This window comes from Mycoplasma enhydrae, from assembly GCF_017116825.1.
Classification (GTDB): domain Bacteria; phylum Bacillota_I; class Bacilli_A; order Mycoplasmatales; family Metamycoplasmataceae; genus Metamycoplasma; species Metamycoplasma enhydrae.
Genome location: NZ_JAFIRD010000003.1, coordinates 1 through 13722 on the forward strand (window position 1 = coordinate 1; position 13722 = coordinate 13722).

5 protein-coding genes and 1 tRNA gene are annotated in these 13722 nt (G+C 27.6%); all 6 read left to right on the plus strand.

What is annotated here, in order from left to right; genetic code table 4:
• Positions 1 to 8677, plus strand: an 8677-nt coding sequence (locus tag JXZ91_RS01500; protein WP_205851257.1) for a hypothetical protein, incomplete at its 5' end; no start/stop codon positions are given.
• A 244-nt stretch (positions 8678 to 8921) separates the two neighbouring features.
• The gene (gene rplM / locus JXZ91_RS01505) at positions 8922 to 9356 is read left to right on the plus strand and encodes a 50S ribosomal protein L13 (protein WP_205851258.1); all 435 of its coding nucleotides are present in this window, start codon (positions 8922 to 8924) and stop codon (positions 9354 to 9356) included.
• Position 9357: 1 nt separating this feature from the next.
• Positions 9358 to 9753: a 30S ribosomal protein S9 gene (gene rpsI, locus JXZ91_RS01510; protein WP_205851259.1), complete on the plus strand. Its 396-nt coding sequence runs from the start codon at positions 9358 to 9360 to the stop codon at positions 9751 to 9753.
• Between the two features lie 49 nt (positions 9754 to 9802).
• Positions 9803 to 9879, plus strand: a tRNA-Ile gene (locus tag JXZ91_RS01515).
• A gap of 145 nt (positions 9880 to 10024) precedes the next feature.
• Positions 10025 to 10291 (plus strand): 30S ribosomal protein S15, encoded by a 267-nt coding sequence (gene rpsO, locus JXZ91_RS01520; protein WP_205851260.1) that lies wholly within the window; start codon positions 10025 to 10027, stop codon positions 10289 to 10291.
• A gap of 161 nt (positions 10292 to 10452) precedes the next feature.
• Positions 10453 to 13677 carry a DEAD/DEAH box helicase gene (locus JXZ91_RS03655; RefSeq protein ID WP_205851261.1) on the plus strand — a complete coding sequence of 1075 codons (3225 nt, stop codon included), beginning with the start codon at positions 10453 to 10455 and terminating at the stop codon, positions 13675 to 13677.
• Positions 13678 to 13722 lie beyond the last annotated feature (45 nt).

The following is a 13722-nucleotide window of genomic DNA, read 5'->3' on the forward strand; positions in this document are numbered from 1 at the left end:
AAATGAACTTAATTTAGATGACATTAAAAAATCTATTGATGAATCTTTAGCTAAATTAGAAGCACAAAAAAATAAATTAAACACCAAAAAACAAGCCAAAGAACTAGAAGCACAACATTTAGCTACAAAAGTCGAAACTTTAATTAAAGAAATTAAAGAAAAAATCCAATTAGCTAATAAAGCTAATTCTTTAAGTGAACTAACTTTAGCTAAAGCTAAGTTAGACGAAGTCTTAGCTAAAGCTGTTGAATTAGATAAAAAACTAACTAAAGCAAAATTAGATGACCTAAAACTAAAATTAGAATTAGAAGTAAAAGAAGCTAAAAAAGTTCTAGAAGCTATAAGCCAAAAACTACAAGAAGAACAAGATAGAATTAAAGCTATTAAAGATGATTTAAGTTCGAAAACTGCTAGCCTTAATAAACTAGCAAAAGAAACTAAAGATGCTTCTGATATTCCAACATTAGAATCTAAACTAGCAGCTTTAGATGCTTTAATTATTACTTCAAATGAACTAGAAACTACCCTTTCAAGTGATAAATCTAAAGATTCATTTAAAACGCAATTTGATACATTCAAAGAAGCTCTAAAAGAAGCTCTAAAAGAGCAAACTGAATCTAAAGCTAGATTAAAAGCGCTAAAAGATGCCAAAGATGCACTAGACCGAATCGTTCAAGAAGCAATTCAACAAGCAGATAATGCTTTAGAAGAAGCTGAAAATAATAAAAATAGTGAAGATAAAGCAAAATTAACTGAAGTTCTTGGAAAATTAGCAGGCGCTAAAACAAAATTAGAAGACGCTAAAAAAGAAACAGAAAAAGCAGGTGATGTTACAAGCACTAAAAAAATTACAGATAAAATTGCTGAAATTATCGCTAAAACCACTCTAATCGAAAATAGAAAAGCAGCAGTTGAACTAAAAGAACAACAAATTGCTCAAGAAAAAGCCAAAATTAAAAAACAAATTGAAGATCTAGAACAAAAAACTCAAGATGTTGAAGGTATTCTAAATTCTTCTAATAAATCAGATATAGTTAATTCTAAAAATGTTCTTGAACAAGAAATTAAAAATGCTCAAGAACTATATGATAAAAATAAAGATGAACCTAAACTTAATGATGATAATAAAACCTTAAAAGATAAAATCGAAGCTGCTCAAGAAGCTTTAAATAAAGCAGCTGAAGCAATTGAAAAAATTGAAAATAAAGAACAAGAAATTAAGACTGAAATTCTTAATGCTACTACAGAACTAGATAAAGCTAATGAAGCTGCTAAGGAAGCTTTAAAAGGTGAAGATTTAGATAAACTTAAAGCAGCTCAAGATCCTTTAAATAAAGCTATTGAAAAAGCTAAACAAGCTATTCAAAAAGCAAAAGATAATAATTTAGAAGATGAAGCTAAAGATTTAAAACAAAAATTACAAGAAGCTGAACAAACCAAACAAGCTCTAGATAATAAAGTAAAAGAAAAAGAAGCTGAGGATCTAGCAAGTAATAAACAAAAAATAATTGATGCTATCCAAGGTTTAGATGATGCCATAAGTGAAGTAAACGAAGCTCTAAAACCAGCAAATGAACATAATTTAGCTAAAGCAACTGATGCATTAAATAAAATAAAAAATGCTTTAGAAGCAGCTAATAATACTAAAGATGAACTAGAGCCTAAAAAAGATAATTTTAAAGCTGAGTTTAAAGAACTAGAAAATAAAATTAAAACTGCTGAGCAAAAACAAGCAGATATTTTAGCTCGCAAAAATCAAATTGATCAAGAAAGAAATGATGCTAAACAACAATTAAAAGATATTCAAAAATCTTTTGAAGAAAACTCAAATCACTATGATACTAACAAAGACAATTTAGCGGAAGTAGAAAAATCAATAGCAGCTTTAGAAAAAAATAAAACAGATATTGAAAAATTACTACAAAAACTTGATGAAATTAAATTTGATGAACCTAAAGCTGAAGTTAACACTTTAAAAACTGATATTACAGCTAAACTAACTGAAGCTAGAAATCAAAAATCAGCACTAGAAACAGCTGCAGAACAAGAAAGACAAAGAATTGCTCAACTAAAACAAAAATTAAGCGGTGCTAAAGATGCTTTAAAACAATTAACTGAGGCCTTAAATAAGGCAGTTGGTTTAGATGATAGACAAACTGCACTAGATGCTTTAGAATCAAAACTAGCCGAAGTTCAAAATCTAGTTAACATTTCAGAAGATGATAAAACTAAAAATGCTAAAACTGAATATGATGCTTTCAAATTGGCTTATGATGCTGCTAATAATTTAGTTGCAACTCAAAAACAACAAATTAAAGAAGTTAAAGAAGAAATTGAAAACAAAGTTAAAGACCTAGAACAAAAAGCTAAAGAAGTTATTCAAAAAGCTGACACAGCTATTGCTGATAATAAAGCAACTGACTTACAAACTTCATTAACAGAATTAGGTGACTTAGAAACTAAACTAGATGATTTAGTTAAAGAAATTGAGCCTAAAAAATACAAAGCTCAAACTGATAAAGCTAAGGTTTTATTAGATGATGTTAAATTTAAAAAAGAAGAAGTTGACCAAAAGCTAAATGCTGAAATCAATAGAATTAATAAAGTTAAAACAGAATTGGAAAAAGCTAAAAATGATTTAGCTAATGCTAAAAAACATGCAACTGATAATATTAATAATATTGATGAGCTTAAAAAAGCTATTGTTGCTTTAGAAGCCCAAAAAACTACTTCTCAAGGTAAATATGATGAACATAATATACCTATTAACCAAGCTGTTGGCGAACTTAAGACAGCTTTAGATAATCTAAAAGATGAATTAAAAGATATAGATGCATTTATAGCTAACTTAAAACAAAAACAAGCAGATAATGAAAAAGAAGTTAAAGATAAACTAGATGATGCTTTAAAACAAGCAGAAGACGCTATTAAAAAAGCAGATGAAGCTGGTACTGATAAAACTAAACTAGATGAAGCTAAAGAAGATTTAGAAAAAGCTAAGGAAGCTTTAGAAGAAGCAAAACAAAAAGCCGAAGAAAAAGGTGATGCTGATTCAGCTAAACAAGCTGAAGATAAAGCAAAAGAAGTAACTGATAAATTAACTGAAATCAATAATAAATTAGATGATACTATAGCTAAAGAAATTGATAGTGCAACTACAGCATTAAAAAATGCTATTAATAGTCTAAATTCAAAAGATGGAGTTGATGAACTAACTACAGAACTACCAAAATTTGAAGCTGAAATTACTAAAGCTAAAGCCGTTTATGATAAATATAATAAAGATGAATACAAAAACAAAGTTTCAGTCCCTGAAAAGTTAGAAGCACTAAAAAACACTTTAGATCAAGCAAACACTCTTAAAACAACTAAAACAAATGACAAAGATACTAAAAAACAAGCTACAGAAAATAAATATACTGAAGCTGAAAATGCCAAAAATGAGGCATTTACAGAAGCAAATGGTGCTGGTGAGGATTCAACTAAATTAGTAGCCGCTTTAGAAAAACTAAGAGCAGCAAAACAAAAAGCAGCTGATGCTAAAACTTTAGCTATTACTAATAAATATAAAGAATATGAAACTAAAGCTGAAGACTTAGAAAAAGAAATTGATGATAAAATTACTGAAACACAAGAAGCTTTAGATAAAGCTAAAGGTGAAGATGCTAGAGTTGACGCTTTAGAAAAAGACTTAAAAGAAGTTATTAAAAACCTTGAAGCAAAACGTGATGAAGCTAATGGTGCTAAAGGCAATATTGATTCATTGGATAGCATTTTACCCGAACTAGACACCGAACTAAAATCTGCTATTCAAAAACATAATACTGAAAACAAACCAGAAAACACTAAACATCAAAAACTTGATGTTGTTCTAAAACAACTAAAAACGCTAACCGATGAAGTTAGTGGTATTTACAATACTCTAAATACAGAAAATACTAAAGATAAAAAAGAAATAACAGATGCTTTAGCTAAAGAAAAAGAAGCATTTAATAATTTAAAACCAAATGTAACTGCTGCAATTAATGCAAAAAATATTGATGAGCTTAAAAAAATTATTAAAAAATTAAGTAAGATTAAAGAAAATGCTGAAAAAGTTAAAAATAGTGCAACCTCAAAACACTATTCAGCTAAAGCAACAGAAGCACAAGCCTTAATTACTGACATAACTAAGTCTATTGAATCTGCTCAAAAAGCACTAGATGAAGCCAAACAAAGTGAACAAGACAGAATTAACACAGTTAAACAAGCACTAAAGAACGCTACACAAAGTTTATTAGCTAAAAAACAAGAATTAGATGGCAAAACTAAATATGATGAAATTAATTTAGCTGTCGTAACCACTAATGCTGAACTAGAAAGTGCAAAAAATGTTTTAAATTTACATAATAGTGTTAAAAACCAAGGTATTTCTGCGCTAAAAACTGAATTAGATAATTTAACTAATGCAATTTCAAATACCGAAACATCGATTACAACAGCTGAAGCTAAAGCCACTGCAATTAAAACAAGACATGAAAGCTTATATAAAACTTTTAAAGACGTTGATTATAAAAATGCTGAAGCTCTAGCTAAAAATGCAGGTACAGAAATTGCTAAAATTAATGAAGCAATTAGAACATATGACGAAGCTTTAACTAAAATTAATACCATTAAAACTAATGGCAATAATGATGGTTACACTGATTTAGATACTAGAATTGCTGATGATATTACAAATATTAATAAAGCGTTAGAAGATTTAAGAGCCAAATTACAATCAGAACAAGAGAAAGAAAATGAACGTGTTAAGAATCTTAAAAAATTATTGCAAGACCATATTAATGCGATAACTAATGTACAAACTGAAGCTGAAGCTAAAAAAGATAAAATTGATCCTTTAAAGACAAAATTAGACGATTTAACTAGCACTATAACATCAGCTGAAGTAGATTATAACACTAATAAAAATGATAAAAATGATGAAATTAAAGCCTTAATTAATACTTTAAAAACTACAATTGATGCTGCTAATGCTAAAAAAACTCTACTTAATACAGCATTAACTAATGCTAAAAAAGCAATTGATGATGCTCTTAAAGAAGCTAAAACAAAATCTACTAAAGCTATTAAAGATGCTAAAGATGCAGGTAATGACATTACTAAATTAAATTCTGCTATTGAGGATCTTAAAAAAGCTATTACAGATGTTGAATTGGTTATTCAACAAGCAACTGATAAAGAATATAATGCTCCTAAACAAGAAGCAACTGAGCTTTTAAATAACCTAAAAGAATCTTTAAAAACTGCTGAAGATAAGGCTAAGGGCGAAGAAGAAAGAATTAAAGGTATTATCGACGAAATTGATAGAAGACTTCAAGAAACGGCTCAAAAACTTCAAACTGCTAAAAATGCTGAAGGAAAATATGATACTTCTGTAATTGCACTTGGTGCTTTAAATACTCAAATCACTCAAAATAATGATTATCAAACAGACCTAAATAAGGATGCTAAAAATAAAACTCCTAAAATTACAGCTAAATTAGAGGAACTAAAAAATAAAACAACTGAAGTCAAAACTAAACATGATAACTTAGTAGCAAAAAATAATCAATTGAAAACTCAAGTAGAAGCTAAATATACTGACGCTCAAAGTTCATGAAACACAGCTAGAACAGGTTTAGATGCAGCTATAGCAAACAAAAATGAAACTAAACTAAAAGAAATAAAAACTGCTCTAGAAGCTTCATTAGAATTAGCTAAAGCTGCTAAACAGCTGGCAACTGATAAAGATTATGGTGCAGTTAGAATAAATTCAGATGATTTAATCAATAACATTGAAAGAGATCTAACTAAAATCAAGGACGCTCTAGAAGGTGTTGAAAGAGACAGAATTGCTAAAGTTAAGGAAAAACTTGAAACTGTTATTAAATCTCTAGATGATTTAATTAAGAAAAATGATCATGCTAATAAATATGACAGTACAAAAAGATATGTAAGTGAATTAAATAATTTAATCAATACCATTAAAAATGATGTTTATGATATATACAACAAACCAGAAAATACTAGTGTTCCTGAACTAAATCAAAAATTAACAGAACTTAAAAATAAACTTGATGAAGCCAAAAGACATTCTGAAGCACAAGATAAATTAGCTAACGATATCAAATGATTTTACGATTTCGCATATAAAGGTTGAAGGGATACTGAATATAGACAAGCAAAAGATGCTGATAATACTAACCCTCAAACAGAAGTTGAAATTAATAATGCTATTGGCAAATTCAATACAGCAAAAACTAAGCTTGAAACGTTAATGGCTAAAGCTTTAGTTCAAGAATACAATGACAATAAAGCAGACCAACAACAAAAATTAGATGAAATAAATACTAAAATCCAACAACTAGAAGACAAGATTAAAGAAACTGTTTGAAAACAAAAAGCACAAGAACACGCTCAAAAAATTCAAGAAATTTATAATCGACTTGAAATGCTTACTAACTTCAAGAAAATTAATGAAGATATAGCAGCACTAGAACCTTTAATCCAAGCTGCTCAAGACTTTATTAATAATGAAGTTAAAGACAGTAATGCTGCTTTCTTGACAAACCTAAAAAATACAATTCAACTAGCTCAAACTTTAATTCAACAAAAAAGAGATTATATTGCTCAAGAAACAACAAAACACAAAGCAGAGTATGAAAACATTAAAAATACACTAGAACACCTTATCAATTTATTTAATTCTATTGGTACAAAATCAATCGAATTAACAAATGCGGAATTCTGACGAGCAAACGAAAACGTTTTATCTAATGAAAATTTAGGAAAATTAAATAATACAGGGGATAAATTTGCAGAATTAGCTAAAAAAACGAAAGAATTAGGTGATGATAAATATGAAAAGTTAGCTCTTGAAGAATTAGAACCATTAATTTCTAAAGCAAGAACTTTATGATGATTAAAAAAAGCTCAAGGTTTAGAATTTTCTCTTAGTCACGCACATCAATTACCTTCTTCTGTTGTAACCGCCAACATTACTTCAATTGGTCATGAACATGATAGATATGACTTTGTAGTTGAAAAAATGACCTATAACGATTTAAAAGGTTATGTTAATATAAGAGTTAAATATTGATTTAAAATATATGGCGATACTTTAACTGAAACAAGAGATTATAGAATAAAAACTACTATAAAATATGAAGCTTTTGAGTTTAAAAATTTACAACTAAAAGAAAATGTTTATGATTATGAGGCAATGAAAAGAAACTTACAGTATGATAATAGTTATGAAATTTTTAAAAAATACTTTGCATGAGAAAACAATAAACTTAGTTATGAACTAATACTGATTGAAAATATATATGAAGATAAACTTAAATTCATTGTAAAAGCACAAGTTCCTAATTCAGAGCATCCAGATGCCCAAACAGATAAATCTAATACTGAATATGTTGTTGTAAACTTTCCTATAAAAGCAAAAATTATTGAAAACCGTAATAAATGAATTGAAGATAATAAAAGTGCTATAGCTAATAGTTGAGAATTAAAGCGAACAGATTTAATTACATCTCTAATAACTGTCAACGATGTGAAATTTAAACCTGATGCTTTAAATTTAATACCAAATTTAGAAATTATTCCAGCCTTTATTAGTCCTAATGATCATGAAGGTACTTTAAAAATTCACTTTAATATTCATGATAAAATATCTAATTCAAATATAGAATGATATTCTAAGACATTTAGTGGACTAAAAAAATATGAACCTACATTTAATTTTCAATTTAGTGATTATTTTATGAATTTAATAAATAAATGAAGAGATTTTGGTCGTGCACTTAGAAATTTAACACATACGGGTGCAAGCTTAAAAATTGATAATAATCTTTTTACAACACATTATAAATTAATTTGAAATACAGATAGTTCATCAACTGATCCTAAAACAAAAGATCTTAAAGATGTATCAATAAGATTCTCAGATGATAGACATGGATTAATATTTAATTATAAAATTAAATACTCTTTTGTATTAGGAAGAACAGCCCCCGGGCAAGATATTATAGATTTTAGAGAAGTTGAAGTAAAAGATAAATATATAGATTACAGTTTGGTAGCCAAATTAACATTTTTTATTCGAATGATTACAGACGATTTAAATAGAGAATCTGTAAATGGCTATCATCTATTTGACAAAGATTTGAAACATTATCGGGAAGGCGGGGATTTAGGTTTAATTAGGTTCAAATATAGTAAAATTTATCAATTCGATGGACCATATAGATTGTTCTGACGAAACTGACCACGAATTAAAAAAGATTCTCAAGTAGTTAAAATAGCAAACAAATACAAGGATAATAATGATGGTTTTTTTCAAAGTTTCCAAGATAACTTAGTTCTTCAAAAAGATCTTTTGCAAAATTGATTGCAAATTGCCATCAATGTTGATATCCTGTTGAAATATATTGAACGAAAAACACCCGACGAGTATAAAGATAATTTTAATTCCGAATGTGAAGAATGAAAATTCACCAGTTATGTCACAAAAAGAGAAGGTAACCCAGATAGACTATTTAAAGAATCGGTTATATTTATAGGTGACAATGAAGACCAATCTAATATCAGAAATTATATTCGAAGAGAATTTGACCTTTTAGAAAAAAAACTAAAGGAATCAACTAAACCTTAATCACAACAATATTGTAAAATATAAATGTGTAACACTGAATATTTCATTTAAGAATCAAGATTAAAAAAACAATCTTGATTTTTTAATTCATTAAAATGAAATAGGCTTTTAGATTAATTCAAATAAGTACACTAATTTCTAAATTTTAAATTCACAAAAATTTTTTTGTTATAATTGATAAGCATATTTAAATTGCAATTTAAAACAAAATTATAAATACTATAAATACATAGAAAGAGAAAGTATGCGTCAAACTACAATTATTAGAAAAGAATTAGTTGATAAAAAATGATACATCATCGATGCAGCCAACGTACCACTAGGTAGACTTTCAACTCTTGTAGCTTCAATCCTTAGAGGAAAAAATAAACCGACATTTACTCCAAATGTTGACATGGGCGACAATGTAGTTGTTATTAATGCCAAAGATGTTCTTTTGACAGCTAAAAAAGATGAAAAGAAAATTTATTACCACCACACCGGATATCCAGGTGGTTTAAAACAAATTACTGCAGCACAATTAAGAGCTAAAAAACCACAAGTTCTTGTTGAAAAAGCAGTTAGAGGTATGTTACCTCATACAACCCTAGGTCGTAAACAATTTAAAAACTTATTTGTTTATGCTGATGCAAATCATAAGCAAGAAGCACAACAACCAGTTAAAATAGAGGTTAAATAATATGGCAGATAAAGTTAGATACAATGGTCTAGGACGTCGTAAATCATCTGTTGCCAGAGTTTATTTAGTTCCAGGTAAAGGAAACTTTTTAATTAATAATAAACCTGCAAAAGAGTACTTAAATTCAGAAATCTTATTAAAAGATGCTTTAAGTCCTTTTGTAGTAACAGAAACACAAAATCAATTTGATATTTTTGCAAATGTTAATGGCGGTGGTTTAACAGGTCAAGCAGGAGCAATCAGATTAGGTATTGCTAGAGGACTTTTAGAGTCTTCAACTGAATATCGTAATAAACTAAAAGATGCTGGTTTTTTAACAAGAGATGCACGTGTTAAAGAGCGTAAAAAATTCGGATTGAGAAAAGCCAGAAGAGCAAGACAATTTTCAAAACGTTAATTTATTATGATATACTTATATGGGTTTTTTGTACACCCATATTTATTATGCGAGCATAGCTCAGCTGGTTAGAGCACACGACTGATAATCGTGAGGTCGATGGTTCAAGTCCATTTGTTCGCACCATTTCAATTTAATTGATCACAACATGCAAAATTGCATGTTTTTTTATTCAAGTATTTTTTTGTTTTTATTATATAATTTACCTTGAATATTATTTATTCCTTGGTAATAATTATGATTATTGCTAGGTTATGAAAGGATTTTAATTATGGTATCAAAAGAAAGAAAAAGTGAACTAGTTAAACAATTTGGTAGAAATGCCAAGGATACAGGATATCTACCAGTTCAAATTGCAATTTTAACTGAAGATATTGAATCTTTAAAAAAACACTTTGCTATTAATAAAAAAGACCTACACTCAATGCGTGGTTTTATGGCAAAAGTTAATCATAGAAAAGCATTACTAAATCACTTAAAATCTGAAAATTACTCACTATATCAAGAAACAATCAAAGCTCTAAATATTAGAAAATAAACCTTCTTGAAACTTTCTAAAGCGCAAATTGCGCTTTTTTTTTAGTTTTAAGGACATTAAAAAATATAATTAAAATAATTTTATTAGTTAATGAGCATAATGCTTATTAATGTATAATTTATTTAAATTTACAAAAATGATTAATACTAAGGGGCTTGTGCATGAAACAAATATTTGTTCCAGATTCAACATCAATAAAAAAAGTTGATATTAAAAAACTTCATTCATCAAAATACTTAAAACTAGTTAATAATTTACTTGATATAAAAAGTCGTGGAGATAATGCCACATTTTTTAAAACTTCGAATTTAAGCTTAGATTTAAAAAAAATTATAGGTGCCAAAAATCTTCGTTACATATTTAAAAATAGAGAATTTAAGATTCCTCTAAAAAATTCTTTTGATTCAAAATCATTAGTAGAGCTTAAATATGTAAAAACCTATCAAGAATTTATTAGTTGAGCTAAAGAATATGATTATTCAATTACACCTAAAATGACTTCTAATTTAGAATCAAACTATGAAAAATGGCTTCCAGCTTACAAAAATCGAATCTTGGACCAAAATAGTGATTTTATTAAGACATGAAAAACAAATGCTAAAAGAATTGAAGAAATTTATGCTGAAACTAGTATTTGGCCTCTATTTATTGGAACTTATTTTATTAAATATCGCAAAGATGATGTGTATTTATATGCTCCTTTTATTTTAAAATCAGCAAAAATTACTTTTTCTGGAAATTCTGTATATTTAGAAAATGCTGATGAAAATATTATTATTAATGAAAAAATCAAATATTTAATAGAGCAACATAGTGACACTAAATTACCAATTTTAGTTAATGGTGAAGAAACAACTATTTTTGATGCTATAGAAAGCATTAAAAATATAAAAGAATTGCAATTTATCAATAACTATGATGAAAACATTTTTTTTGAAAACTTAGTTGAAATGTCAAAAAATGATTTTGCTAATGATGGTAATTTAGAAATTTATCCTGGTACTACTTTATTTGAAGTAAATCCTGGCGGTACTAAACTGCGTAAAGCAATGATCAATTTAATCTTAGGAGATAAAATTGATAATCTAATTAGAATTGATGACTTACGTGATTATAGCAAAGAAGCATATGAAAAAGCTTTAGAAAAAAATAATATAGCGCGTGTAACTCCTTCGGATTTTAGTCAAGAAAAAGCTATTGTTGGAACTCTAAATAATTCTTCAATTATTATTGGCCCACCTGGAACAGGTAAATCACAAACTATAGCTAATATTTTAATTAACATTGCTAAAGCCAATAAGACAGCATTATTTATTTCACAAAAAAAAGTGGCTTTGGACGTGGTTTTAAAAAGATTAAATAAATATCAAAATATGATGTTTCAATTTTCAGAATCGGCTAAGGTTAACCAAAGTGAAAAAGAATATTTCTACAAACCTATAATTGAATATTTCAAGCAAATAAACACTGCTTATAAATTTAGTGATTTAAGTGATTATAATTCAAGTTTTTTTACCAAAAATGAACTAAATTATTTAGATGCCAAAGCTGAATTGGGTGAGATATTTGCTCGTGATCTTAAAGCATATCATGGTATAAAAAACCGTGGCATGGTGCATCAAAATATTCAAAATTTTGCACATTTTTATAAGCTGTATAACAAAATGACCTCAAAAGTCGAGTTTTTAAAAATATTTGAAAATTACAAAAAAATATCTCGGCGTAAATTAGCCAAAAAATTAGGTTATGCCAAAAAAGAAACTTCTTTATTTCAAATTCCTAGTTTGAAATTTGTAAAAATTTATAATAATGCCAAACGGGTAATTAATTTTTACAATTCAAAACTAGCAAGATATGACATAAAAGATTTAGTGCAATTATCTAATTTTATTAGACTAAATTCATTTATTGAATTTGATGAAAAAGAAAAAGATTACACTAAATACTGAGACCTTAAAAAATTGGATAACACCACCCCTGAAATGTTAGAAGCAATTTATGATAACTCAGCTTTTTTAGCTAAAAAAAGATTAGATGAATATCGCCAGCAAGGCGAAAATGAGCGCCAAAAACTTAATAGATTTTTTGGAAGACTAGAAAGAAAAATAACTCCTCCATATATAGTTACATCACTATTTTCAGATATTATTAAAAAAGTTTATAACATCTATGTTGGAACTCCAGAAATTTTGGGCAACTTTGTTGATTTTGAAAAAGATCATTTTGATTATGTAATTTTTGATGAGGCTAGTCAGATCTATATTGAAAAAGCTATACCTTTTATTTCAATTGCTAATAAAGTAATTGTGGCGGGTGATAGCCAACAAATGCAACCTTCAAATTGATTTAGTACTCGTGATGAATCCGAAGATGAATATAGCGAAGAAGAAATTACATCATTATTAGATTGAGCAATTAATAACCACCTTCCAAAATATGTACTAGAAATGAACTATCGTTCAAATTCTAGTGAATTAGTTTTATTTTCAAGTAAAGAATTTTATGATTCTTCTTTAAAAGGCTTAGATAGCTATGCTAAAAGAGAAAAAGCAAGTGTGGAAGTTATTGATGTAAATGGTGAATGGATTGATAATAAAAATGCTGTGGAATGTGAAAAGTTAATCAGCATTTGTGAAAAGAACTTAAAAAAATATAATTCAATAATCCTACTAGCCTTTAATAGAAAACAACAAGATTATATTCGAGAGCAAATTGCATTATTATCACCAAAAATCTTTGAAGTTCTTGAAGATAAAGTAATTTTAAGAAATATAGAAAACATTCAAGGTGACGAAGCTGAATTAGTTATAGCTTCTGTAGGTTACACTGCTAAAACCTCTTTACATTCAACTTATATTGGCTCTAAAAAGGGCAGAAATGCGCTTAATGTGGCCATCACAAGAGCCAAAGATAAAATGATAATAATTAAAAGTATTAAAACAAATGAAATTGATCCTAAAAATGAAAACTTGATGACTTTCAAGCGTTGATTAAACTATATTCAACTAAAATCATCTGACCAAAAATCATATGTAAATGGCAATACTTCTGAATTTAGTCGTTCTGATAAGAGTCAATTTATTTTTGAAATTCAATCATGACTAAATGAACAAAGTTTTGCTGCGGATATTAAAACTGAACTAAAATACTGTGTTGGTTCATACAATATCGATATGGCAATTTTGGACAATAGAAACAATTTTATAGTTGGTCTAAACATTGATGATTCTTCTAATGATGTTAATTTAGATAGCTTTATTGAAAAAAGAATTAAAACTGACTTTATGTCAGTTAAGGGTTATCCAATTTATCGGATTTCAAGTTTTAGATTTAATGAAAATAAACCATCTATGTTTAAGTTTATTAATACATTAATTAACAAATAATGAAAGCACCTAATCTTAAAAAGATTAGGTTTTTTTACTATAATA